General features: G+C 57.6%; 18 protein-coding genes and 8 pseudogenes. 6 read left to right on the top strand and 20 right to left on the bottom strand.

The features are described from left to right. Positions 1-151 precede the first annotated feature (151 nt). The 5 genes and pseudogenes from U5G49_RS36770 to U5G49_RS36750 form a co-directional block, all read right to left on the bottom strand. Positions 152-554, bottom strand: a pseudogene (locus U5G49_RS36770) (IS6 family transposase); the annotation flags it as partial. Positions 555-630: 76 nt separating this feature from the next. After that, positions 631-1,344, bottom strand: coding sequence for a GntR family transcriptional regulator (locus tag U5G49_RS36765; RefSeq protein WP_193445990.1), 714 nt, complete (start codon positions 1,342-1,344; stop codon positions 631-633). 86 nt (positions 1,345-1,430) lie between these two features. After that, a pseudogene (locus U5G49_RS36760) lies at positions 1,431-2,009 on the bottom strand (AAA family ATPase); the annotation flags it as partial. Positions 2,010-2,018: 9 nt separating this feature from the next. Next, positions 2,019-3,106, bottom strand: a protein-coding gene (locus U5G49_RS36755) for an IS3 family transposase (protein WP_193445991.1) whose coding sequence is annotated in 2 segments (ribosomal slippage) — positions 2,019-2,845 and positions 2,845-3,106 — 1,089 coding nt in all. Because the reading frame shifts where the segments join, the coding sequence is not laid out codon by codon here. 614 nt (positions 3,107-3,720) lie between these two features. After that, positions 3,721-4,382 (bottom strand): annotated as a pseudogene (locus U5G49_RS36750) (IS6 family transposase). Positions 4,383-4,468: 86 nt separating this feature from the next. On the opposite strand from U5G49_RS36750, the pseudogene U5G49_RS36745 reads away from it, so the two are divergent. Continuing rightward, positions 4,469-5,965, top strand: a pseudogene (locus U5G49_RS36745) (Tn3 family transposase); the annotation flags it as partial. After that, a pseudogene (locus U5G49_RS36740) lies at positions 5,935-6,084 on the top strand (helix-turn-helix domain-containing protein); the annotation flags it as partial. The pseudogenes U5G49_RS36745 and U5G49_RS36740, both read left to right, overlap by 31 nt. Positions 6,085-6,094: 10 nt before the next feature. Here the strand turns inward: U5G49_RS36740 and U5G49_RS36735 are convergent. The 4 genes and pseudogenes from U5G49_RS36735 to U5G49_RS36720 form a co-directional block, all read right to left on the bottom strand. Continuing rightward, positions 6,095-6,190 (bottom strand): annotated as a pseudogene (locus U5G49_RS36735) (transposase); the annotation flags it as partial. Between the two features lie 312 nt (positions 6,191-6,502). After that, positions 6,503-7,888, bottom strand: a complete 1,386-nt coding sequence (locus U5G49_RS36730) for an NAD(P)/FAD-dependent oxidoreductase (protein WP_193445993.1) — start codon at positions 7,886-7,888, stop codon at positions 6,503-6,505. Then, entirely contained in the window at positions 7,878-8,195 is a 318-nt protein-coding gene (locus U5G49_RS36725) for a (2Fe-2S)-binding protein (protein WP_193445994.1), read from the bottom strand. Before U5G49_RS36725 ends, U5G49_RS36730 begins: the two co-directional genes overlap by 11 nt. Beyond that, positions 8,179-9,285, bottom strand: coding sequence for an NAD(P)/FAD-dependent oxidoreductase (locus U5G49_RS36720; protein WP_284200612.1), 1,107 nt, complete (start codon positions 9,283-9,285; stop codon positions 8,179-8,181). Before U5G49_RS36720 ends, U5G49_RS36725 begins: the two co-directional genes overlap by 17 nt. A 326-nt stretch (positions 9,286-9,611) precedes the next feature. Between U5G49_RS36720 and U5G49_RS36715 the strand changes: the two genes are divergently transcribed. Continuing rightward, positions 9,612-9,980: a Rid family hydrolase gene (locus tag U5G49_RS36715; protein ID WP_193445996.1), complete on the top strand. Its 369-nt coding sequence runs from the start codon at positions 9,612-9,614 to the stop codon at positions 9,978-9,980. Between the two features lie 76 nt (positions 9,981-10,056). On the opposite strand, the pseudogene U5G49_RS36710 reads toward U5G49_RS36715, so the two are convergent. The 11 genes and pseudogenes from U5G49_RS36710 to U5G49_RS36660 form a co-directional block, all read right to left on the bottom strand. Further along, a pseudogene (locus U5G49_RS36710) lies at positions 10,057-10,370 on the bottom strand (recombinase family protein); the annotation flags it as partial. A 197-nt stretch (positions 10,371-10,567) separates the two neighbouring features. Beyond that, complete coding sequence (locus U5G49_RS36705) at positions 10,568-12,058, bottom strand: alkaline phosphatase family protein (protein WP_193445997.1); 1,491 nt, start codon at positions 12,056-12,058, stop codon at positions 10,568-10,570. Between the two features lie 93 nt (positions 12,059-12,151). Further along, entirely contained in the window at positions 12,152-13,300 is a 1,149-nt protein-coding gene (locus U5G49_RS36700; RefSeq protein WP_193445998.1) for an aminotransferase-like domain-containing protein, read from the bottom strand. Beyond that, positions 13,300-14,216: pseudogene (locus U5G49_RS36695) on the bottom strand (alpha/beta hydrolase). Before U5G49_RS36695 ends, U5G49_RS36700 begins: the two are co-directional and overlap by 1 nt. A 96-nt stretch (positions 14,217-14,312) precedes the next feature. After that, positions 14,313-15,368, bottom strand: coding sequence for a succinylglutamate desuccinylase/aspartoacylase family protein (locus U5G49_RS36690; RefSeq protein ID WP_193446000.1), 1,056 nt, complete (start codon positions 15,366-15,368; stop codon positions 14,313-14,315). Positions 15,369-15,513: 145 nt separating this feature from the next. After that, positions 15,514-16,428, bottom strand: a complete 915-nt coding sequence (locus tag U5G49_RS36685) for a branched-chain amino acid transaminase (protein ID WP_193446001.1) — start codon at positions 16,426-16,428, stop codon at positions 15,514-15,516. Between the two features lie 37 nt (positions 16,429-16,465). Next, positions 16,466-17,614 (bottom strand): aminotransferase-like domain-containing protein, encoded by a 1,149-nt coding sequence (locus U5G49_RS36680; RefSeq protein WP_193446002.1) that lies wholly within the window; start codon positions 17,612-17,614, stop codon positions 16,466-16,468. 124 nt (positions 17,615-17,738) lie between these two features. Continuing rightward, positions 17,739-19,025, bottom strand: coding sequence for an extracellular solute-binding protein (locus U5G49_RS36675; protein WP_193446003.1), 1,287 nt, complete (start codon positions 19,023-19,025; stop codon positions 17,739-17,741). A gap of 23 nt (positions 19,026-19,048) precedes the next feature. After that, positions 19,049-19,885, bottom strand: coding sequence for a carbohydrate ABC transporter permease (locus U5G49_RS36670; RefSeq protein WP_193446004.1), 837 nt, complete (start codon positions 19,883-19,885; stop codon positions 19,049-19,051). Then, entirely contained in the window at positions 19,882-20,832 is a 951-nt protein-coding gene (locus U5G49_RS36665) for a carbohydrate ABC transporter permease (protein WP_246289364.1), read from the bottom strand. Before U5G49_RS36665 ends, U5G49_RS36670 begins: the two co-directional genes overlap by 4 nt. Further along, positions 20,832-22,004 (bottom strand): ABC transporter ATP-binding protein, encoded by a 1,173-nt coding sequence (locus U5G49_RS36660; protein ID WP_193446005.1) that lies wholly within the window; start codon positions 22,002-22,004, stop codon positions 20,832-20,834. Before U5G49_RS36660 ends, U5G49_RS36665 begins: the two co-directional genes overlap by 1 nt. Positions 22,005-22,178: 174 nt before the next feature. Here U5G49_RS36660 and U5G49_RS36655 point away from each other — a divergent pair, with 174 nt between their 5' ends. The 3 genes from U5G49_RS36655 to U5G49_RS36645 all read left to right on the top strand — a co-directional run bounded on the left by U5G49_RS36655 (position 22,179) and on the right by U5G49_RS36645 (position 25,389). Continuing rightward, complete coding sequence (locus tag U5G49_RS36655; protein ID WP_193446006.1) at positions 22,179-23,099, top strand: LysR family transcriptional regulator; 921 nt, start codon at positions 22,179-22,181, stop codon at positions 23,097-23,099. A 203-nt stretch (positions 23,100-23,302) separates the two neighbouring features. Continuing rightward, on the top strand, positions 23,303-24,520 hold the full coding sequence (locus U5G49_RS36650) for a pyridoxal phosphate-dependent aminotransferase (RefSeq protein ID WP_193446007.1): 1,218 nt from the start codon (positions 23,303-23,305) through the stop codon (positions 24,518-24,520). Further along, entirely contained in the window at positions 24,517-25,389 is an 873-nt protein-coding gene (locus tag U5G49_RS36645) for a phosphonopyruvate hydrolase (RefSeq protein ID WP_193446008.1), read from the top strand. The genes U5G49_RS36650 and U5G49_RS36645 overlap by 4 nt, the downstream gene beginning before the upstream one ends. Position 25,390: the final 1 nt, after the last annotated feature.

Here is a 25,390-nt window from a genome sequence, read left to right as displayed (position 1 = left end):
AAATGCCGCTGACCTCGAGGCACAGCTGGTTGAATCGCTCGGAGCTGTCTCTACGATCAGGACCACCGGGGTCGAAAGCTTCGCCAACTTCAACATTGAAACCCGCTGGCGTTGTCACGTTGTTTGAATGTGGCCAGGTGAGGCCGAGCCTGCGCTTTTCAGGCAGGCCGTGCTTCTTCAGAAGTCGCGTCAGCAGGCGCTTGGCCGCCTGGGTGTTACGGCGCGTCTGGACGATCTCGTCGAGCACATATCCGTCCTGATCAACCGCTCTCCACAACCAGCATTTCTGACCGTTGATGCGCACCACGACGTCATCGAGGTGCCAGACATCGCCTTTCGTCGGCGCCTTGCGGCGTATGCGGCGCGCATAATCAAGACCATGCTTTCGCCACCATCGGCGGATGGTCTCGGAGGAAACGACGATCCCGAAATCGAGCAGCATTTCCTCGACATCGCGCAGGCTCAGATTAAAACGAAAGTAAGAGCCAGACAGCACGGGCTACGATTTCGATCGGATAGCGGTGGTTCTTGTAGGTCGGCGCACTCGCGGTCATGGGTGCGCTACCTCAATTTCCTTAACGCTCAATCAATGTGACAGTACCAGAGCGACATCTCGGTGGAAACGCCGGGTCAGCTCTCAGTTGAAATCAACAACAAGGTCTGCAACCAACTCTCTTTCGTATTCCCGGCACGAAGATTACCCTCCAGCACAAGATCAGGAACGCAGTAAATTATCGCTCTCAATTGCCGATCAACATTTGCGATCGCCCCATTCTTGTTTCGCTTATCAATAAGCTCCAAAAGCTCGCTCATTTCACCTCTGATACACGATAGACGCTCCGGCCGTTGCAAGTCCAAAAAGCGAACGTATCTCGTCCGAATGTTGAACTCATGAACGAGGTCCAGCATTCTTTCGTTGTTCCCAGCCTCTGCGACCCCTTCATAAAATACCTCGAGGAACTGCCCGAACAAGTCATAGTCGTCAGACCTGGGGATCGTTGGAAGCACCGGCCACGTCCTAGAATGCTCATCTAGGTTTTCCCTAATAACATGCTGGAGGATTGTGTTGGCAACACCATATTCATCCGAGATTTGCTTTGTATAGAGTTTCTTGGTGTAGTAGCCATTGCGCGGAGAGCCCACGATGTAATTTTCGGTTTCGAGCTGAATCAATGCCTCGCGCACCGGGGTAACGCTCGTTTCCAGGAGATCGCTGATTACACTCGGATCGAGCCGCGTATCAGGGGGCACCTGAAAATCGACAACAAGCTTCTTCAATCCTTTATAGGCTTTATTGGCCTTGGACCGGGCCCATCCTGGTTTATCTTCGTGCTGCTTATACATGCCTTCTTCTCGGAGCATGGGTTCTGTTATTCAAAGAAGCTTGAGCTGCAGCCCCACTCCCGGCGTTGGCGTGTAAATTCTCCTCCATAGCGTATCGCGGCATACATGCTCGCATTGTGGACGGGCAAGGTAGCCGTGAAATAACCGTACATTTCCGACAATGAGCCCTTGGGATCGAGATCTACAGCGAGAACGCGGAATCCTTGAAGTGCAAGGCCCTGAGTCAGATATAACGATGTAGTGGTTCTCGCGGGGCCGTCGGCTACTGAGATGATCTGTAGTTTCTCACCCTCGCGCCTGCGCGGGCAAAACTTCAAAGCCTCTTTCGGACGGGCCAAAGCGAGATAAGTACGGAGTTCGTTGATCTGTCGAAGCGTATAGGAGCGTCGTCCTGCGGTCCCTAGCTCCGGTGTTGGCCCCAGCCCATCAATCGACAACTGGCGCAGATAACTGCCCGACACACCGAGAATCAGGCAACCTCGCCCAAGGAGAACAAGCGCAAGGTCATGTGGTCCGGAAACGGATAATCTGGCAGTTGTGCCCCGCGCGCGTATGCAATCCCAGAGTTCTTTGCCATTGCGCTGAATGCGCTCCGACTTTGTCTCCTTTTCATACGGCGGGTTCGCAGATCGTGGGGTAGTCCTCCCCGTTTTAGCGGGGTTCAGCGGTAGAATTCACGCGGCCATTTTCAGTTTCTGAGCGGGTGTGATGCCGCCAATGCCCATGTTGGGCCGTTCGTGGTTATACGTCCAAAGCCACTTCGTGGCGATCTCCTGCACCTCCGTTATGCTGTCAAAAATATACAGATCGAGCCATTCATGCCGGACAGTTCGGTTATAGCGCTCGACATAGGCGTTCTGCTGAGGCTTGCCGGGCTGGATGTAGTTCAATGCGATGCCTTGGGTCTCTGCCCATTCGACCAGTTTCGAACTGACATATTCAGGGCCATTATCAACCCTGATTGCCAGCGGCTTGCCCCGCCATTCGATGATCTGGTTGAGGCTGCGCACGACCCGCTCGGCAGGAAGTGAGAAGTCAACCTCGATCCCCAGTCCCTCTCGGTTGAAGTCGTCCAACACGTTCAGAAGCCTGAACTGGCGACCGTCCGCCAAGCGATCCGCCATGAAGTCCATCGACCAGATCATGTTCGGCGCTTCGGGCACCGCCAGTTCCTCTGGCTTCTCGCGCTTCAGTCGCCGCCGGGGCTTGATCCTGAGGTTCAGCTCAAGCTCCCGGTAGATGCGGTAGACGCGTTTGTGGTTCCAGCGATGGCCCTGGACATTGCGCATATACAGGAAGCAGAGACCGAATCCCCAGGTCTTCTTCACCTTCACAAGCCCAAGCAGCAGATCGGCGATCTGATCGTTGTCGAAATTACGTTGGGGACCATACCGATAACACGTCTCGCTGACGCCAAATGTCCTGCATGCCAGCGCGATACTTACACCGCGTTGCGCCACTGCTTTCTCGGCCAGCTCTCGGCGCTGAGATGGCCGCGTCATTTTTTTCCGAGAGCCTCCTTCAGCAGATCGGCTTGCATGCTCAAGTCGGCATACATCCGCTTCAATCGACGGTTCTCGTCCTCAAGAGCCTTCATCTGGCTCATCATCGAGGCGTCCATGCCCCCATACTTTGCCCGCCACTTGTAAAAACTGGCACTGCTGATGCCATGCTCCCGGCAAAGCTCAGGTACGGGGACACCGCCTTCCGCCTGGCGCAACACAGCCATGATTTGGGCTTCGGTAAATCGGCTCTTCTTCATCAAAATCTCCTCGAGCATCTTGCCGAGAAAATTCTACTTTTGAAGCCCCTTATTCGCGGGGAGGACTACCGTGGCATAAAGAACCTCCCGACGTGTTTTATGGTGCATAGCGTTTCTATTTCGTCACGACGTAAATCAATTGCCTGTGCTAGTCAACGGTCAACAAGCACGTTGCCGATAACAAACTTACTGGCTCCTCGGAGCAGGCCTTTCGTCAGCCTCATTGGATTCTTGGTGTTTGTTTCCCTCTTAGTGGGGGCGCAGTGACATTTCCTCGGCGATCCGCTCCGGGGTCGACGAACGAAGCCATGCCGTCGGGGCCTTCGCACAGGAAGCACGCGCCAGGCGCCTTCACTGTTATCCCGTACGTCCGCGCAACCCGGGCTTTGGAACAAGGGCCCTCAATGACGTCCACATATGTTAATTCGGTCCCGCCCGGGAAAGCGTATCCCCACGGTCAACCTTGCAATTACCCACATCTGAGTGTCGCTGCTATTTCGGTTCCGAGGCGAATGTCTGTCAACCGGCTGGGGCCGCGCCAGACGTACCGTATTTCCCGGTGGGGCGTTGTCACGTTGTTTGAATGTGGCCAGGTGAGGCCGAGCCTGCGCTTTTCAGGCAGGCCGTGCACTCACGGCTTGCCACGCGGCCATTGCCTGGCGTCGATGGGTTCGAATTTGTGCTGCGGAGCGGTTGGTCTGGGATGGGACGAAGAGGTTTCGGACGGCGGAGAAGATCGACACGAAATGTTGCAATGAGCCAACCGACAAGAAACCCTGTCGCGTTCGCTCCCGATTTCTCAACGGCAGGTGAGAATTCTCCGCCCGGTTGTTCAAGCCTTTATGCGAGCGGTGTTCCACGTTCGCCATGACCTGGCGTTTGGCCGCCCCGGAGGAGCGCAATTTGTCGGTGATCATACGCTTTGGCGGCATGCCCTGCTTCTTCAGAAGTCGCGTCAGCAGGCGCTTGGCCGCCTGGGTGTTACGGCGCGTCTGGACGACTCGTCGAGCACATATCCGTCCTGATCAACCGCTCTCCACAACCAGCATTTCTGACCGTTGATGCGCATCACGACTTCATCGAGGTGCCAGACATCGCCTTTCGTCGGCGCCTTGCGGCGTATGCGGCGCGCATAATCAAGGCCATGCTTTCGCCGCCATCGGCGGATGGTCTCGTCGGAAACGACGATCCCGAAATCGAGCAGCATTTCCTCGACATCGCGCAGGCTCAGATGAAAGCGAAAATAGAGCCAGACAGCACGGGCTACGATTTCGATCGGATAGCGGTCGTTCTTCTAGGTCCGTGCACTCACGGTCATGGGTGCGCTGCTACCTCAATTTCCTTACCGCTCAATCAATGTGACAGTACCTCACCTTTCACTCGCGGCGGCGGCACGATCCGCTGCTCGCTGCCGTCGCCACCTTGAAAATGCTCTATGCGGACGGACGTCGCGTGTTACCCGTTCGCGTTCCGGTCGCCCATCTGGCAAAATCGGAGCGCGAACTGATCTTCGAAGACGAAAAGCCGGATCGGCGGCTTTATGAGATCGCGACGCTTGCTCTATTGCGTGATCGGCTGCGCTCAGGAGATGTCTGGGTCGAGGGCAGCCGCTCATTCCGGCCGATCGATGAAAATCTGATGCCGAAGCCGGCCTTCGTCGCACTCAAGGAAGAAGACAAACTGGGTCTCGGCGTGCCGCGCGACGGTGCGGCTTGGCTGGCCGAGATCCGGCAGATGATGGACTTCAACCTGAAGCGGCTGGCCTGGCGCGCCCGCTACGGAAAGCTCAAGGGCGTGAGGATGGAGAACGGAACGCTGATCGTGACGCCCCGGGTAAGCGACGTTCCCGCCGCGGCTGAAGCTCTCAATGCCGAAATCAGCGAAACGTATCCACTGGTCGAAGTCCCTGATCTGCTCCGGGAGGTGCATGAATGGACCGGATTCGCCGATCAGTTCACGCATGTCCGGACGGGAGATGCGCCGCAGAATATATCCGCCATGCTGGCCGGCGTGCTCGCAGATGCCACCAATCTCGGCCCCGAAACGCATGGCAGGGGCCTCGAAAGGCATCAGCGCCCATCAAATCGGCTGGATGCGCAGCTTCCACGCCCGCTCCGAAACCTATCGCGCTGCGCAGGCCAGCGTGACCGACGCTCATACGCACCATCCCCATTCCCAACTCTGGGGAGACGGGACGACAGCGTCACCGGACGGGCAGTTCTTCCGGGCCAGCTACCGCGCTGCCAAGCGCAGCGACATCAACCTGCACTATGGCAGCGAGCCGGGGACGAAATTCTACAGCGGGCTTTCCGATCAATACGGCTACTTCAGCATTCTGCCGATCAGCCCGACCGAGAGCGAGGCCGTCTATGTCCTCGACGGCCTGTTCAACCACGACACGATCCTGGAGATCGAGGAGCTGTTCACCGATACCGGTGGCGCCAGCGATCATGTCTTTGCGCTGTTCGCCCTGATCGGCAAGCGCTTCGCGCCCCGGCTGCGCAATATCAAGGACCGGAAATTCCACGCCTTTGAGAAGGCCGATGCCTATCCGGCGCTGGCAAGCCACATCGGTGCACCGATCAACACTGCTCTCATTCTGGAGCACTGGGACGATCTATTGGCCTGGCCGCGTCAATCACGACGCGCACTGTCTCTCCCTCAACGATCCTTAAAAGGTTGTCTGCCTCATCGAAATCCAGCGACTTGGCCAAACCACTCCGCGAACTCGGCCGCATCGAGCGAACGCTGTTCATGATCGAGTGGTATTCGAGCCCGGCATTGCGCCGGCGATGCCAGGCCGGCCTCAACAAGGGCGAAGCGGCCCCGGCCGCCCCTCGACGCTCAACGAAACACAAAAGCAGGATGTACGCAACGATCTCGCGGCAGGGATGAGCGTTTCGGCCATCGCCAGGAAATTCACCACCAGCCGGCAGACCATCATGCGGGTTCGCGACGAACGTTCACGATCCGTTTGACTCTAGCGTGTCTGGGGAACAGTTCTTTTTCCGACCCGTAGAAGGCTTGCAAAAGCATCGCACGCAGAAGCTTCTCAGGCGCGATCGATGGCCGCCCGATCGGTAACAAGAGCGCCGCAATCTCCGTTGCAGCAAAGCCAGCGCGTTGGTTCACGATTGCCGGATTGCCCGCAGCCTCACGGCCAAACCTCCAGGCCAGCTTCTGTTTCGACAACCTGGCAGGGCAGAATCCGCAGGTATTGCGATTTGAGAGCCCCTTGTCTGCAATTCCTCTACCTGACACCCAATCCGGTATTTCGATCAGGCGTCGGTTCTCAATGTCACGCGCTCAGGTCGCATATATCCCATTCACTTTCTCGATCAAATTAGGAGCGGCCTCTATCCAGCGCAGCGCGACGAGTTGTTAGGTTTGGCAAGATCACGTTTCAACAACGGCGTCGGCAAGTTGGCCGAGTGTCAACGGACGAATGGGCGGACGCACCGTTGCCGGTCGAGGCGGGGATTGTCCACGTCGCATTTTTGGCGCGATCATTGCAGTAGCTGCCATTGAGCACATTTGAGCACGGCAAGGCCCCATGCCAACACGGGTTTGGACCTTGAGGTGCCGAAGACCCGACGCTCCGCATGCGTTGGCTTCGGCAATTTGGGCGGCTGTGACTTCCTCACACCGGCAAACGATCGTGTCGCCGCTCGGTATCAACATCGTTTCTGGTGTACGAAAAATCGTATCGATAAATGCCCGTGCAGCGGCAAGTCGCTTAATCCCGCTTTGTAGCGGCGCGGCCAGCGTGCTGAGTGATTGATCGGAGATCCGGCCCAACCGATGGGCAATCCGAAGAATGCTCAACCGGCCAGACATCTCTGCCGCCTCGTCGCCGAGAATCCCTCCGCTGTCGCCGGCGACCATCAGGTTTTCAGCGGACGTCTCCTGCCATTCGTCTACTACGGGTTGCCAGCTTTCCTGAGAATCATTCCAGCCATGGGCCACACTAGCAAGGCGGGTAAGCTGAGTATTAGGAACCACACCGAAGTGGAGCAGAACAGTATCGCATTCAATGAACCCCGAGGCACCCCGGGCTTGATACTTCACCCCCTCAACGCGGTTGTCGCCGATGATCGTCGCCTGTCTCAGCGAAAACACTTTAGGCACGGGTGGGGTTTGCGTGAGCAACTGCAACCCTTGTTTGAGCAAAGTTGTCGACCTCAAGGCGGCGGGCAGATAAGGCATCGCGCGAAGGAAATCGGCAGGCCCTGTCGTTTGAAGTAAGCCAACGACATTCGCACCGGCATTGGCCAATTGCCGGGCGGTCAGAAGAAGCAGGGGCCCGCAGCCGAGCAGCACGATCCGACCCGTCACCGGGTGTCCGGACATTTTCAACATCGTTTGCGCTGCGCCGGCGCTCATCACCCCGGGCAAGTGCCACCCTTCCAACGGAACAGGCCTCTCATAGGCGCCTGGAGCAGCAACCACGGCGTTCGCCGGGATCGTGAAGCTCTGGTCATGACGAAGATAGCTAATCTGCCGCCCGCCGGGTGAGATATCCCATACCGAAGCCTGATCGAGAAAACGAGTTTCGCTCTCTCGAAACCGGCGTGTGAGGTCAAGACCATTTTGCTCTGATGCGGGAAGGTCGTTTCCTGCAGTGCGAAGGCGCTGATATTGCAGTTCAATCGCGCGGAACCGCTGCCCGCCGGGAGCCGGCTGCTCGTCCAAAACGAGTGCCTTCAGTCCAAAGCTCGAGGCCTGAATGGCTGCTGCCATTCCGGCAGGTCCGGCGCCAATGATCACGACATCATGGCTCACGTGATCCGTCCTCTTCCGTCAGGCGGCGGAGTCCCGTCTGCCGACGGACCTTCATGTGTTGCCGCACTGTTGTGATGCACGCCCGATGATTAGCAAGCCCGTCTATCTCAACCAGACACTCGTGACAGATGCCAATGAGACAATATGGTCCCCGAGTGCGACCGCTCGTCCGCATGCCGGTGATCATCACACCCGAAGCCAGAAGAGCCGTCGCAACTGTTTCGCCTTCGCACGCCTCGATTGCCTGGTCGTCGAACTGGAAAGAAACTTTAAGAGATGGTTCGGGCAGATCATGTGGCGGACGCATTTTGCAGCCTCCCTAACCCGAAGGGCTCCAGCAACGCATCTTTTCGCCCACCCAGAATCCACTTTGGCAGCAGGCGCTCGTGAAGAGCTGCCAGCGTGATCCCGCTATGACAGGTGATGACGAATGCGCCCGGGTATTCACGCGACTCTTGATAGACCGGGTATCCGTCCTCTGTTCTCGGCCGCAAGGCGGCCCAGCACCGATTGATTTGCACCGAACGGAGAGCTGGCAGGCGTTCTTCGGCTTTCATCGCCAATGACTTCAGGACAGAGACGGTGGTGCGGTCATCATATCCAACCTCTTCGGTGGAAACGCCAATCATGATCGTTCCCTCCGGATTCTGGCGCAAAAGCCCGCTGACCGGATAAGGGAAGGACTGCTCTACGCGTTCGGTGACCATCATCTGACCCCGCTGCGGTCGCACTTTGACCGAAATGCCAACTTGTGACGCCAAGTCCGGCGTTCCCAACCCCGCGGCGATCACCAGTCTCGGGGCCGAAAACGAGCCCCACTGGCCTTCGACGGTGAAGATACCTCTTTGGTGCTGAATGCGGCCGACGCGGTGATCACGAAGGATCCATCCCCCATGACGTTGGATGGCGTTCAGAAGGCCCGAATAAAGCCTCAGTGGCTCAGCAAGCCCGTCAAGCGGGCTGAAGGAACCGCCGGCCACGCGCTCACCGAGTCGCACTTTCCCGAGCATGTGTTGAAGATCGGCTCGATTGAGAATGTCATGCCGATAATCCGCGCCGACGCGTCGGGCATATTCAGCGACTTTCTCGGCATGGGCCGCGAATTCCGCATCTCCGACCGAGAGATAGATCTTCCCTTTGAGGTCGAAGGCCGGATCGATCCCGGTCTGCTCTCTCAGGGTATCGGCGAATTCCGGCCACAGCCGGCTCGACGCGCATGAGAGCCGAAAGTACGCAAGATTGTTGAAGCCCTTGTTGGAGATCGAAATCATTCCGAAATTGCCAAGGCTGGCGCTGAAATCGGAATCCTCGGCATCGAGGATCCCGACGCGTGCGCCCTCAGCTGCCAAACCATAGGCGATGCTGGCTCCGACGACCCCGCCGCCGACAATGAGCACATCGGTCTCGTGTTGATTGCAATTCGTCATCGGTTCAGCTTGCGTTTGAGCAAGGACAATCTCCTCGTTGCAAAAAATAGTGCGTGAACACGTCGGACGGCCGCTAAAGCATTGCCAGCGTGGGAATCGATTTACCCTCTCAACTTGGCTGTTTGGTCAATCTGTCACAAAATATCGATGATTGATGTTCTTTGAAACACGCCATAAATGCAAGATGAGTGGTGAATATATGCGAATATATATTCCCAGGAAACATTTTCATTGTGTTGACAGAGGCAATCGCCCAACGTAACTCGTCAATAAGACTTCACGCTTGGAAGGGAATCATGACCGTTGAGTTTCCCATAGAACGTGCACCGGGCGTTGCTCCCGGCAGAAGTTCGGCGTCGTGTTATAGCGGCTTGGTCTGGACGGTAGCGACGGCGCTCGACAAAACCCTCGATCTCAAGGGTCAGATCGGGGCAAGCTTTGAAAAGATCGAGAGAATGCTTGCCCAATTCGGAACGGATAAGCGCTACCTGCTTTCCGTTAATGTCTTTTTGTCTGATCTGGATGGCAAAGCGGATTTCGACGTCGCATGGAGGCAATGGGTCGGTGACAATCCCGACCACTGGCCGCAAAGGGCCTGCATGGGTACGGTTTTGTCACCCGGAACCCTGGTCGAGATCGCCGTTGTGGCCGCAAAGCCTGAATGATCGGGCGTTACCGCAGGAATGCTCGCTCGTTCACCTTGCTTTCGTCGGTTTGGCCTCCATTGCAATGTGTTCGTCATGAAAAAACTGTAACGCAAGAGGTGCTGTTGTCGTCTATCTGCTCGGTCAGCGAACGGAAGGCGACACCGCGCTCCTTCATTTCATAAACGATTCGGATGAGGTGTGACAGGGAGCAGCCGAGGCGGTCGAGCTTCCACACCACCAACACGTCGCCGGACCGCAGGTCCCCCAAACAGGCCTTCAGGCCCGGTGGATCGTCGCGAGCGCCGGAGGCTCTATCCTGATGCAGATGACGTTCGTCGACGCCAGCGGCGATTAGTTGACCGACTGACGTTCGTCGGCAGATGAAACACGCATGTAGCCAATCAGCATAAACGATAAACCTTGAACTAGACGTTCTCGTACATTGCGACAATCGGACAGGGTTTGTCGCATAAAAGCTGGGCTTTAACGACGCTTCAGACGCCTGCCTTGCAAAATGACGACAATCACCTGTTAGTCGTCACCTGTGGCTATCAAAGACCGCGAACAGAGTTCCAGCTGGGAGGCGCCAGCCATCAACGATCACGTCACCCGTTAATTATGGCGCCCTCCACATAGGTAGCGGTTCCAACTTGAACGCGTCGCAGAACCTGTTGAAAACTGCCGAGGCGTGCTTCGAAGGCCTCGTTCCGAACGTCTGGGATCGCCCCCGGCGCATGTCCCAAAACCTCTTGCAGCACACGCCCGCTCATTGCGTCCGGCGGAGCAATCCGGAGAAGGTGCAGAATCGTCGGCGCGAAATCGCAGATACCCGAAGGGATACCACAGGCAGAGCCCGGCTCGGAAAAAGCCGACCCGGCGACAATGCCGATGGCCGCGAGTTCTTTTGGATGCAAGCCGCCGTGAACGCCAAGTCCCTCGGGGCGGTCGTTGTCATAGAACGTCCCGCCGGTGAGGCCAAACGGATCGACGCTATCATCTGCCCGGAACGAGAAGGAAATGTCGGGCGCGCGAGGATGATTGGCGAAGACCAGATGACTACCAAGGCTCCCCGGCGCGATACCCTGGGTCTCGTTCTTCGGGCGGGTGAAAACCGGTCCACACCACGGCTGGCTGGTGATCGTCGCCACCAGTCGCGTAATCTGTGCGTCAGTGGGCTCGGCGAGATAGAGTGCGCCGACCTGTCCCGGTACAGCAGCGACATCGACACCCGGCGCGGGTGCTATACCGGGACGGAAGCCGGCTTCACGCAGGCTGTCGATCACTGAAGCCCGAGTATGGCCGGTGATGTGCCCGTGATCCGAGATCGCAATAATCTGCACACCCTCGGTGCGCCCTTCCGCTTCCCACCAGTCAAGCACACGGCCGAACTGAAGGTCACAATGCGCGATGATGTCGCGCGTCGCCTCAGCACCTGTGCCGTGGAAGTGGGAGGTGATATCAGGCTCACCATAAGATAGGATCGTGACATCTGGTCGATATTTCGGCCAGACAACCTTGAGAAGGACCGAGGTGATCCACTCCTGTCCAGCCGTATCAGGCTGGACTTCCGGCGGCGCCGGCAGCAGCGGCCCTACAACTGCTTCAGCTTCCACCAACACATTGTCGGGTGTGCAGGCCTCGGGAAAATGTCCCGAGAGTCGAACATGCCCGAAATCCTCGGCCTTGTGGTGGAAGAAGCGTGTTGTGCCAGGCGTGTTAGTGGCCAGCACGGCAAGGCTTTGCCCTACCGATGCGAGGATCTCGCCAAGTGTTGGCACTGACATCAGGCGGCCACCGCTTTCAAGGTCGAGCTTGCGCAGGAGCACGGCGTTTGAAGTATCGACGTAGCGCGGTGGCGCAACCGAACGGTCGACATACTTGTTGCCGACCATGCCGTGCCGACCGGTGGAGGTGCCGGTGACGAGGCTTGGGAATGCGGAACGGGTTTCGCTGGGATAGATCGTCCGATGGTTCGATAGCGTTACGCCAAGCGACTGCAAACGGCACAGATTCGGCGTCAACTCCGGGGAGACGAGGTCCGGCCGAAGGCCATCGAAGCTGACGATGAGGAATTTGCAGTGGGAGCCCGGCGTCATGATCGTTCCTATCGCGCTTGCTGTTGTTAATGGCAGCGGCGTTCCGGCTTTGCCTAAACGCCATCTCGATGGGCGACTTGAAACTAGAACCAATCACCGATCACCCATCAGTTGCTCGTACGTGGCTCTGATCTGCTCGACGCGCATCCGCAAGTCATCGACGGACGCGGGTTTGCCGGTACCGAACCGAACACCATTTGGCGGTGCGGCATCGCCAACAGCATAGAGCTCGCCCGGCGCGATCCTTGTACCCAGCAGTTCCAACTCCTTGACAAATCGGCGGCCCGCAACCCTTGCCGGAAGGGGTAGCCAGACGTGCAGGCCCTCGCGCTTGGCCCTGAAACCAGTGCCCGCCAGAAACTCGGCCACCATTGCCTGGCGCTTTCGCGTCTCATCGCGCACAGCAGAGATGATTTGTTCGATACGTCCGCTTTCGATCAGTCGGGTAACTGCGGTAACGTTTGCAGGAGCGCACATCCAATAGGTGGCGCGAACGCCAGGCCAGAACCGCGCTTTGGCCTCCTGGGCAGACGGCGCCACGACGTAACAGGTCTTCAGCCCTGCGGCGACGCCCTTTGTGGTCCCCAGAACATACCAGGAGATTTCCGGAGCGAATGCCGAAAGCGGTGGCGGCTGATCGGTAGGAAGCAGCGAATAGATATCGTCCTCGATGATGGTAACACCGTACTCGCGTGCGATATTAGCAATTTCCTGTCGGCGTTCCAGGCTCATGATGCCTGTCGTAGGATTTTGCAAGGTGGGTGTCGAATACACCGCCTTCGGCGAATGGGTCCTGCAGGCGTCCCGGAAGGCTTCCGGCTCCATACCCTCCGCATCTATCGGCAGTGGGATCACCTCATAGCCGAAGAAGGAGGCGAACTGGCCGATCGATGGGTAGGTAACGTGATCGACCACCAGTCGCCCCCCAACTCCGACAATCCCGAGAATGAGGCTCAGCAGGGCAACCTGAGTGCTGCTTGTGATGACGATCTGGTCCGGATCGGGCGCCTCGGTCAGCCGACGGGAAACAAACTCCGCCCCTGCCGCGCGATCCCGCTCGGTTCCATTGAAACTGTGGGAAGCGAACAGGCTGGCCAGATCGTCACGATTGAGCACTTCCTGCATTGCCCAGCGGTATTCGCTTTCGAACACGTGCGGAACGGGTGGCGGCAGGTTTCCCGTCATATCGAATATGGCCAAAGACGAAGCACTTTGTATTATTTCTGGATTCTGGCCGTGCATCAGAATGCCCTCTCGCACAAGAACCCGGCAAGATCTGACAAGGCCTCTCTGGAGCGGGCAACCGTCCTTGGATAGGTCGCAAAGCCGTGCGGCAAATCGTCATAATTTCGAAACCGCGTTTCAATACCGGCGCCCCGCAGCCGTTCGTTGATCCCGATGGAATCGTCTCTGAGAACGTCAAGAGCGCCAAAGCCGATCCAAGAAGGCGGCATACCCTTCAGATCGGCATTCATGGGTGTGATATAGGGATGATTGATGTCCACTCCGGTCGGAACATACCACTCGAAATATTCTTTCATGCGTGCCAGCGAAAGTCCGAACTGTCCTGGTCCGAATTCCTTGTAACTCTCCGTTTCAAAGTCGTTGCCGAAGACCCCGTAGATCAATCCGAGCGCTTTTGGCATCGGCTTGCCTGTATCCCGGCAGATCAGCGCGGAGGCCAGCGAGAGATTACCGCCGGCAGACGCTCCGAAGAGAACTATGCGCGATCCGTCTATCCCCAACGCCTCACCCGGCCCCCAGCACCAGTCCATCACATCCTGAATTTCGTCGAGCGCCGTAGGAAAGGGGTTTTCAGGCGCAGACTGTAGTTGAGGGAAAGAACCCGCAGCCCCGCCTCGTGGGCGACAGCCTGACAAGCCCACTCTCCATTGGCCGTAGAACCTCTAGCCCATCCGCCGCCATGCAGAAAAATGGCGACAGGTCCGCTTTCGGCGTTGTTGGGGACAGACAGTCTTGCCTCAATGGGCCCGTGCCTCGTGGGTACGATCAGGTCGACGTTCCCAGCGATCTCCGGAGCCCCTTCGCACCAGTGTTGTAGCAGCCTGGCCTGCTGCGCCCGGTTTTCAGCAAGGCTCTTGGGGGCGCCGCCATCGGAAAGTTGAAGGGCTTCGTACCTGGCTTTCGTCTCGGCCATTTCGGAATTTAGTCTTGGACCTTTTGTCATTGCTTTTCTCGGTTACGGCAATGGAGGGTAGGACGGTTCTTGTGCTTCGGGACTACTGCAATGGCATCACAGCATGGTCGCAAGCGATTGCGGTTGTGACGACAGATCGCGGGCGAGGGTGAAAATACAATCGCCCAACGCCGTACGCGCCGGGATACGTCGGCAAATGACGATGCCTTCGCTTCTGGAGACGATCGGCTCCGGCGCCTGCCACGGGGCATTAGTGTAGTGGATGCGCCCTACGATCTGCCCGTCCGTCACCGTTTCACCGATCTTGACGAGTGGCTCGAATAGGCCTGATTGAGTGCTAGCGGAATAGACATAATCCCGGGATGGGACGCGATGAACAATGCGCGTCTCCGGCGCGGGCTCTGCGGTGTTCGGCTCAGATAGCACGCCGACGTGATGCAGAAGCCTCTCAAGGCCGCGCTCGGCAAGCGCCAGATTGTCAAGCGACACCGTGCTACCGCCGCCAAGTTCTGTGGACATGTGAAATACACCTGCCCTTCGGCAAGCACCGATCATTGCACCGTCGCCGCCCGTAGAGTGTTCGATGATCATGCTGGTCGGCATTCCAAACGCCTTGAGGTAAGCCAGCGAGTGGCTAAACCGGTCTGGATCGTCAGTGCGGGCGATCGCGCCGCATGGCACGTATTCCATGCTGCTGCTGCCGGAATGGAGATCGAACGCGTATTTTACGCGCGGGAGAATTTCAGATTCGATCAAATGCGCGATCATCGCCGTTGGTGGCCCATTCGAGTCGCCCGGAAAATGGCGGTTTAGATTGCCGTCGTCGAGTGGCGATATCCGGGCATCGGCGCGCACCGCCGGCGCGTTGGCGGCGGGCAAAAAGATGATCTGTCCCCGGATGTCGTTAGGTTCGAGGCGGCGGATCAGCTTCATCAGCAGGATCTGCCCCTCATATTCATTCCCGTGGTTGCCAGCCATAAGCAGGACCCTCGGCCCATCACCGTTGCGTATCGTCGCAACGGGAATCGGTTCGTGGCTATAGCCCACGTCGTCTCCAGACCTGTCGTGTAGCGCGAGCGGCAGGCGAAAATATCCGCAGCTTTTTCCTTCACCGTCCAGATCAATATCTGTCCAAATCTTGGAAAGAGACATTTTAGCTCCTATGCTTAAAAGAACTATTTGCCGCCGCCGAGCGAACCGTGTTCCTCGTTTTTCAGCCGTGCACGCGCCGAACTTTAAAACCGAGGCTCCGGGCGCAATCCATTGACTTATTAAACAGAATGCGCTCGACATTCGCTCAATAGATCGCCGTTCTCCATTCAGGGTGATCTTTGCTGTCGCCGGTGACAAGATCGAGGTAGAGGTGCTGTAGTCTTCTGGTGATCCCACCGGGCTCACCAGAACCGACAGCGATGCGATCGACGGAAGTTACGGGAGTGATCTCTGCACCAGTACCGCAGTAGAAGACTTCTTCAGCCAGTATGAGTTCTGTTCGATCTACGTCTCGTTCGACCGTCTTCAGCCCCAGATATTCTTCGGCGATCTCCATCACCGTTTGTCGAGTGATTGATTCGAGAATGTCACTCGTTGCGCCTGGTGTGATCAGCTGGCCGTGACGCACCATGAATACGCACATAGCGGGCGCCTCGGAGAGCTTACCCCTAGAGTTCAGGAGAAGTGCCACATCGTAACCATCACGCTGGGCCTGCATCACCGCCAAACGCGAGTTGTGGTAGTTGGCGTTGCATTTGATCCTCGCCGGCATGACGTTGTCGGGCATTCGCATCCACGAACTGATCTGGGCTGAAGCGCCCGCGCTAACCTGTTTAGTCGTTGCTCTCGGTAGCGCTGTGATGGCGGTGCCCACAGGACCGGTTGCACCCATCTCGCCCATCTCATCGATGAAAGCCATCATGCGAATATGTACGGTGGTTCGAAACTGATTAGCTCGGCAGAGGTCGATCAGCGCCTGCGTCAATTCTCCATCCGAAGGACCGGCATCGAAACGCATGGCCTTTTGCGAAAAGGCGTAGCGCTCGAGGTGGTCCCTGAGACGGAACAAATAGATCTGCTCTTCGGCAGGATTCCAGTATCCTCGAATCCCTTCGAAGATTCCAATGCCGTATTTCGCAACTGGCGAGAATACATGTACTTTTGTGTCGTTCCAGGGAACAATTTTTCCATTGAAGTATGCGAATTCAGGTAGTGTCATAGTTTGATCCCAACAAGTGATTGCGGCGTAGCGATTTTCAACGGAAGAAGGCGCCAGAAATTGCATCCAGACCGCGTTGAAGCACCTCCCGATCTCTTGCCTTGCCAGTTCCAAATCTGATGCGATGGGGAGCGGAACCGCCGGCGATTAGAAACGTAGTCGCGGGGCCGACTTCCGCACCTCGGCGTTTACAGTCTTCAACAAAATCAGAGAGTTCTCTGTTGGCCGGAACGTCCATCCACACATGCAAGCATTCCGGTGCGCACCGAAGGCTGGCACCTTGCAGCGTTTGTGCCACCATTTTTTGCCGTGCGCGGGTTTCATCGCGGACAGCAGAAATGATCCTATCAGCACCGCCATTATGAATCAGTTCCGTCGCAACGCCGGCATTGGCGGGTGCGATCATCCAGTAGGTCATGCCGCTCCCGGGCCAAAACAAGCGAGCCGGATCAGTTTCTTTGGGCGTGACTAGATAGGCTGCCTTCAGACCCGCTCCGATCGATTTGGCCGTGCCAAGCATATAATAGGTGATCTCTGGCGCCAGTTCGGCGAGTGGTGGCGGCAGATCCTTTGGCAGGAGCGCGTAAATGTCGTCCTCAAGTATGGCGACGCCATGCTTTCTCGCAATCGCGACGATTTCCTTCCGGCGCTCCAAGCCCATCAAAGCAGTCGTTGGATTCTGCAACGTGGGCAAAGTATAGAGCGCTTGCGGCTTATGCTGTTCACACACTTTCTCGAACGCGTCCGGTACGATACCTTCCTCGTCTAGTTTTACGCCTACCAGGTTGAAGCCCATCTGCTTCGCAAATTTCGCCATAGCGGGATAGGTCAATTCCTCGACTGCCAGAACGCCACTCGTTCCTACGAGCGCACCGCAAAGCACGGTCAAAATTGCCTGCGTCGAGTGGGACAGAACAACCCTGTCCGGATCAGGAGCCACGGAAAGGCGGCGCGTAACGAACTTGGCGCCGGCCACACGATCCTCGGGAAAACCCAGGAATTGATGGACACCGATCCAGTCCATCGGCTGCCTTGCTTCGAGGACATTCTTCATCGCCGAGCGATACTCGGGATCGAAGACATCGGGGACACGCGGCGGAAGGTTACCCGTCATGGGAACAGGAGGCAGCGAAGAGCTCGCCGGTTTCTGTGGTTCGATTTGAGGTGTTCCTATGGCAGTGTTCATGATGGCCTCGTGCAATGCATTGGTTGAATTTGAATATGGTACCCGCGCAGCAAGCACCGGTTCGAAGAGCTTCGTTGCCGGGGGAACAAGGGGCCAGGGCAATTGCCTACTGGCCCCTACGGGTTCACTTCAGAAATTTCTGAGTGGCGGTTGACATTTCGGCGACGGCCGCTGCGGGGTCTGTCTTGCCGGTGATCACCCTTCGAACGACTTCGATCTGGGCGTCAAAGATCTGGTCAGTGTTGTCGACCGGATAGGTGTGCCAGTCTCCGGCATTCGACAATGACGCGATCAGGTTACGAGCGTAAGGATTGGACTTGTTGTAGTCAGCAAACAAATCACTTTCGCCGAATGCCTTGGAATTGGCCGGAAGGTAGCCAGCGTGTTGAGTTTGTAACGCCTGGCCTTCGGAGCCGTAAGCCCATTCGAGATACCGAAGAGCAGCTTTTTGGCGAATGGGATCTTTGGTGAGAACGAACATTCCGTGAGAAACCGCCGAGAGCTTGCCTTTACCGGAAACGACCGGGAAGGAGCCGATCTCGAGTTGGAAGTTATTAGCTTGGGCAGCCTCCATAATTGAAGGAATGCCGCTTGCCGAACGAAACAGAATGCCCATTGTTCCTGCATTGAACGCTTGGCGCGCTTGGTTCGTCGTCATCGCTGAAGTATTCGCAGCCTTGGCGAAATCTCGGATGATCGTCATAGCTTCTACGCCGGTCTCATTGTCGAATCCTATGGCGCTGTCTTTGTCGCCCATGGAACCACCAACTCCGGTCAGCACGTTCTGATACATCCAATTGTTAGACGCTTCGAACTCCAAGTAACCACCATTGATATTGCCGCCGAGGGCCGCGACCTTCGCCGCGGCATCAATGATCTCTTCCCAGGTTTGCGGTGAACGCTCTTGCTTCCAACCCGCTTTCTTGAGCAGGCTCATGTTGTAGAAGACAACGGGGATGGTGAGGCCGTAGGGTACGGCATAGACGTGTCCGTTCACCGATGCAGCCTCAACAAGAGCACTTGAGACGCCCGAGGACGAAATGAAAGCTTGGCCTCCAGGTATCGCGTCAATCGGCTGTGCGATGTTTTTGGCGGTAAAAAGCCCGGTATAGTTGATCAGCTGATGAGTGATATCGGGAAGTTGCCCGACGAGCGAATCCCGCAGCGTCGATTGAAAAAGCGGCTGCCAGTTGTCTCCTGCAGCAACATACTCGATCTGCACGTCGTCATGCGTCGCGTTGAAGCTGGCCTGCATTTTATCCAGGAACTCTGTTCGATTTGGCCAAGCATGGGAAATCTTCAGTGTGATTGTCTCCGCCGATGCTTCGGTTGCGGAGAGAATGGAAATCGCTGGAGCTGTGGCGAGACCAACAGCGATTATTTTAGCGAAAACTCGGCGAGTCAGTTTCATTGTAGCTGTCCTATTTTTGGAGGTCACTTCACCGCTCCGCCTGTGAGGCCTTCGACGAACCATCGTTGGGCGGAGAGGAATGCGATGATGAGGGGAGCGACGACGAGGGTTGATGCCGCCATAAGGGGGCCGTAGTCGTTGCCGGCTTCTTCGTTCTTGAAAGCCATGATGCCAAGCGGCGGCGGCATGAGCCCCTGGTCGCGGACTGCGATCAGCGGCCAGAACAGGCTGTTCCAGTGGCCGACGACCGAGAAGATGCCGAAGGCGATGATGGCTGGCAGGGCCATCGGCACCATGATCTTCCAGACGATTGACAGCTCCGACAGTCCATCAAGCCGGGCAGCGTGAATGACATCGTCGGGGATGGTCTTGAAGAACTGCCGGAACAGGAAGATGCCGAAGGGTGAGACGAGATAGGGGAAGATCAGCGCCGCATAGGTGTTGAGAATACCGATCTGATAACCGAGGATGAACAGCGGCAGGGCCAGGACTTCATGCGGCAAGAGCAGCGCGATCAGCACCATCGCAAAGAGGAGATTCTTGCCCGGGAAGTCGAGCTTGGCGAGTGCATAGGCAGCCGGCGCACAGACAAGAATCTGCAGCACGACGATCATCGCACAAACAAAGACACCGTTGAGCATGTACCGCGGTAGCGGCGCCTCGGTCAGGGCCTTGGTGTAGTTCTCGATCCCGTAGAACTGTTCGGGCCAGAATGAAAACGAGGCGCGGAAGATCTCGCCCGGTGGTTTGATCGACAGCGAGACCATCCAGACGAAGGGGATGAGGATCAGCGCGCCGGTGATCAGAAGCGCGGCATGGCGAAGAATGGCCGAGGGTGGCGCGAGACGGTGAATGCTCATTGGTAGTGAACCCTTTTCTCCATGACGCGGGCCTGGATGAGCGTCAACGCAACGACGATGAAGAGGAAGACGACGGCGACCGAGGCGCCGTAGCCGGTGCGCAGGTACTGGAAGCTCTCGCGATAAAGCGTGTAGAGCAGCATTTCCGAGGCGTGGCCGGGACCGCCCTGGGTCAGGACCTGTACGGTGTCGAAGGTTTCGAATGCTCGAAGGGCCACAACAATGAAGACGAACATCGAGACCGGCCCAAGCATCGGCAGCGTGACGGTGCGCAGCCGGTCGAGCCACAGATCGGCGCCATCGATGTCGGCGGCGTCATAAAGATCCTGCGGGATGGATTTCAGCCCGGCAAGGAAGAGCACCATGGCGAAGCCGAGATTCTGCCAGATACCGATGACGGCCAGAACCGGTAGCACGGTGTTCTCGTCACGCAGCCAGTTGGCCGTTGGCAGGCCGAGGCTGGCGAGTGTCTGGCTGACGAGGCCGATGGTCGGATGCAAGAGGGATTCCCATGCAATCGCCATGGCCGTCAGCGTCGCCATGAAGGGCAGGAAGTGGATCGCCCGGTAAAAGGCTCTGAACGACCGGCCAGCTTCGATCAGGAGCGCGATCGCCAGACCGAGCAAGATCGTGCCGGGCACGACGATCGCAACATAAAGGATGGTGTTGACGAACGAGGCGCGGAAGCCCTCGTCGGCGAAGACTTCCTTGAAGTTGGCGAAGCCGACGAAGGAGAGCGAACTTGCACCGAACTGCCAGTCGGTAAGCGCAATGGCGAAGACGGCGAAGACCGGCAGGAAGAACAGGACGGCAAGCAGGATGAACGCCGGGCCAGCCAACGACCATGCCGCGAATACTTCGGCAATCCGATGATTGCGCAGCGCCTTTCGAGTTCCGGCCGTGTTAGAACCGGCGCGCTCCGGCGCGGTAAAGGGAGCCGTGCTCATTAGACGCGCTCCTTGATCTGCAGCACCTTCGCCTTCGTATTTCCATCAGGACGCAGCCGCCGCCCATCGGCCGCGAAGAGCAGCAGGCGCTCCGGCTTAACGCCCAGATGGAGGGTCTGACCCCGATCAATATGAGGCGCGCGTTCCGCGAGCAGCCGGGCGACAAGAGGATGATCGGCACCGGGCACATCCAAATGCACATATAAGTCGGAGCCCATATGCTCGACCAGTCGCACCGAACCGGTTAAGACATTGTCCTTGCTCGCATCAACGAGATGGAAGGCTTCTGGGCGGATGCCCAAGGAAAGGGTTGATCCGGGTGCGAGACCCGTCGCTATTGTGAAGCTTGTGCCGGCGGCATCGGCCAGTCCGTCCGAACGCAGCGTCGCCTCGAGGAGGTTGATCTTTGGCGAGCCGATGAACTCGGCGACGCGCCGGTCGTCGGGATCGGCATAGATCTCCTGCGGGGGCGCCACCTGCAAAAGCTCACCGTCGAGCATCACCGCGACCCGGTCCGACATGGTCATCGCCTCGGACTGGTCGTGGGTGACATAGACGAAGGTGACGCCGAGGCGCTGATGCAACTCCTTGATCTCGGCGCGCATCTGCACCCTCAGCTTGGCGTCGAGGTTGGACAGCGGCTCGTCCATCAGGAAGACGACCGGCTGGCGCACCATGGCGCGACCGACCGCCACGCGCTGGCGCTGGCCGCCCGACAACTGCCCAGGCTTTCTCGCCAGCAGGTGGCCGATGCCCAACGCCTTGGCGGTGCGCATCACGTCCTTTTCGATCTCCGCGCCAACCGCCGTCGTTCCCGGCAGGAACCGGCCGACCACAGGCAGCCGTTGCCAGGACGAAAGGCGCCGCATTCTCAGCGGCAGCGCCATGTTCTGCGCCACCGTCATATGTGGATAGAGCGCGTAGGACTGGAACACCATAGCGACATCGCGCCGCTTCGGCCGCACGCCGTCCACGATACGGCCCCCGATCGCCAGCGAGCCTCCGGTTTGTACCTCAAGCCCCGCAAGGATCCGCAACAGGGTCGACTTCCCGCAGCCGGAGGGACCGAGCAGCGTCAGGAATTCGCCGTCGGCGATTTCAAGCGAGACGTCCTTCAGAACAGAAGTCGCGCCAAAGGATTTACGGATGCTCCGTATCGAAATTTCCGCCATTTTGTTCCCCTTCTATTTTCGAGGGCCTTTTACCAGGCCAGAAGTATTTGGCGTTGGTAGGTAGCTAATCAGCGCTTTTTGCTACAAATAAATGACAGACATCGGAAAATTCGATATCAAATAAGCGATTCACGATTGACGCTTCGTCCATTTGCCCCCATGGAAATGTCCGGCATGTCCGACAAGGAAGATCTATCTCTCAATGCGGTGCGCGCGTTCGTGCAAATCGCCCGCGAGCATAGTGTAACGCGCGCAGCCGAGAGCCTTGGAATAACGCAAAGCTCTGCCAGTCGTCATCTTGCCGTCTTGGAAGAATATCTCGGCGCTAAGCTGGTCCAGCGTCGCGGTCGCAGCACGCAACTGACCGATTTCGGTCGTCTCTTCGCGGATGCTGTCTCCGAGCCATTGGAGACGATACTGTTCACGGCCAATCGGATGCGCCGCGGCGATCGGAAGGAGCCAAACCGTCTGATCGTGCGGACGTCGCTATCCACTTTCTCCTATTCGCTTTTGATCCCCAATCTTCAGTACTTTTCCAAAGAATTGGGCGGCGTGACGGTGGATATCGTTACCTCCCTGTCTGCCCCAGTTGCAACAGACAATTTCGATGTCCTGCTGACACGCGACCTGGCGCTCACGCAAGCGTCGGACCGCTGGGACATCCATGACGAGCAGCTTGTGTGCGTCGGGGCGCCGAAATTTGTCGCGGGGCGCAGCCTCGCTTCTTTGCGCACCACGCCCCTCATAACGGTCACGTCGAGACCCGACATCATTCCGATCTGGACTCGTGCCTTGGGGCTGAAGACCTCCGATATACTCTTCGGCGCGCGGTATGATCATCACTATTTGGCGTTGCCGGCAGTCGCGACCGGGCAAAGTTTACTGGTGACGCCGCAGATTTTGGTTGCGGATCTGATTGCCCAAGGACTGTTGGACGTCTTGCCCGGATCGCGCGTCAACAGCGGCAGGCAATATCACGCCTACGCTCTCGACCGGAGCCACAACCCCGATCTTGCCCGTGCCTTCTGCCGATGGATCACCAGGCTGTGCCGAAAAGCCGGGGCCATGGATGGCACGAATGGAAACGCGGAATGACCCCACTGGCCAAAAGCAGATCGTGACATGAAGCGAAGCTGACTCTCTGTCTGAATTGCCGTGGCTTATCTCTGCAATTGCGCTCACATTGGAAAATGCGATTTTAACCCCTCAGAAATGCTATGGATAAGGTGGCTGATCCTTGTCGCACAGCCTAGGTTGCCTCGACACCCGCGCCGCAGGGCGCATGCAAGGAGGCTACATTGACTGTCATCTCGAAAAGGCTCGGCGCTGTTAAGCCGTCGGCCACCAAGGCCATGACCGCCAAAGCGCGCGAGTTAAAGGAACTCGGAAAAAGCGTCATCGCTCTCAGCGCCGGAGAACCGGATTTCGATACGCCCGAGAACGTCAAGAACGCCGGGATCGATGCGATCCGCTCCGGCAAGACAAAATACACCCCGGTTCCGGGCATCGCCCCTCTCCTTAAGGTCATCCAGGAGAAGTTCGAGTGCGAAAACAATCTGCACTACGAAATCAATCAGATCACCACTGCCTGCGGCGCTAAGCAGATCCTGTTCAACGCCCTGTTTGCGACCCTCGATCCGGGTGACGAGGTGATCATTCCGGCGCCTTGCTGGGTGTCCTATCCCGATATGGTCCGCCTCGCTGGCGGCAGTCCGGTCATCATTTCCTGCAGTGAAGCAGATGGTTTCAAGCTGACGCCGGAAGCGTTCGAAAAGCACATCACGCCGCGCACGCGCTGGCTGATGCTGAACTCGCCGTCCAACCCGACGGGTGCCGTCTACAGCGCGGAGGAGCTTCGCGCGCTGGCTGAGGTGCTGAGAAACCATTCGCACGTCATGGTGCTAGCCGACGACATCTATGAAAAGCTCGTCTATGACGAAGCCAAATTCGCGACCATCGCCGCTGTCGCACCTTGGGTTTACGACAGGACATTGACCGTCAATGGCGTCTCGAAGGCCAACGCCATGACCGGCTGGCGCCTCGGCTACGGCGCCGGGCCAGCCGATCTCATCAAGGCCATGAACACCATCCAGGGTCAGACCGCCTCCCATACCAGTTCGATCTCTCAATACGCCGCAGTCGAGGCCATTGGCGGCGATCAGTCCTATCTTCCTGGGTTCATCAAGCAATATGAGGCCCGCCGGGATCTCGTCGTCAGAAAACTCAACGAAGCCTACGGACTGCGCTGCACTGCTCCCGACGGGGCATTCTACGTCTTCGCCTCTTGCGAAGGTCTGATCGGCAGGAGAACACCCGCTGGCCAAATCATCAGAACCGACGAGGACGTTGCGATGTTTCTGCTTGAGGATGCCGGCGTCGCCGTCGTTCCCGGCTCCGGTTTCCTGATGTCACCCTACTTTCGGATATCTTACGCTTCTTCCGAAGCGGAACTGACAGAGGGGTGCGACCGGATCATCGCCGCCTGCCAAGCGCTTGTTCAGGAGGACGCGGCATGAGCAAAGGCAAACAACTCAAGCAGACGATTATTGCAAATGGTCTCGCCCATGTGATGGCAGCGCACAGCCCGCTTTCGGCACGTTTGGTGGAAGAGGCAGGTTTTGACGGCATCTGGGCATCGGGCTTTGAACTGTCCGCTCTTTACGGTCTCGCCGATGTCAGCATGATCTCGATGACGCAACATCTCGACATGGTGCGCGCTATGGGTGAGCAGAGTTCGCTGCCTATCATCGCCGATATTGACACTGGTTTCGGCAATGCGATCAACGTCATCTACGCGATCCAACAATACGAACGCGCCGGCGCTGCGGCTGTCGTTATTGAGGACAAGACTTTCCCGAAGGTTACGAGCCTCGTGGCCGATGGACGCCAGGACTTACTGAGATTGGAAGAGTTTCAAGGAAAAATCCGTGCGGCCGTTGCCACGCGCTCCAATCCTGATTTCCTGATCCTCGCCCGCACAGAGGCGCTGATCGCCGGACTGGGTGAGGAAGAGGCTTTGAAGCGCGCTGCCGCCTACGAAGCCGCCGGGGCCGATATGGTCCTGGTGCATTCCAAGCAAAAGACGCCAGATGAAGTGGAGAGCTTCGTGCGAAATTGGAATGGCAAGGTGCCGATCGTCATCGTGCCGACCGCCTATCCGGAAATGAACGAGGAGCGGATAAAGGCGCTCGGCAAGATCGCGATCGTCATCTACGGCAACCATGCCATTCGCGCCTCCGTCACCGCCATGCAGGACGTATTCGTCCGTATCCTCAAGGATCGCGGCATCCATGCGGTCAACAACGACATTGTCAGCGTCGAAGAAATCTTCCGCCTGCAGAAGATGGATCAGGTAAAGACGAACGAGAAACTCTTCCTGGCCTGAG

The organism is Rhizobium indigoferae (genome assembly GCF_034554815.1).
Lineage (GTDB): Bacteria > Pseudomonadota > Alphaproteobacteria > Rhizobiales > Rhizobiaceae > Rhizobium > Rhizobium leguminosarum.
This window is presented reverse-complemented; position numbering and strand designations above follow the sequence as displayed.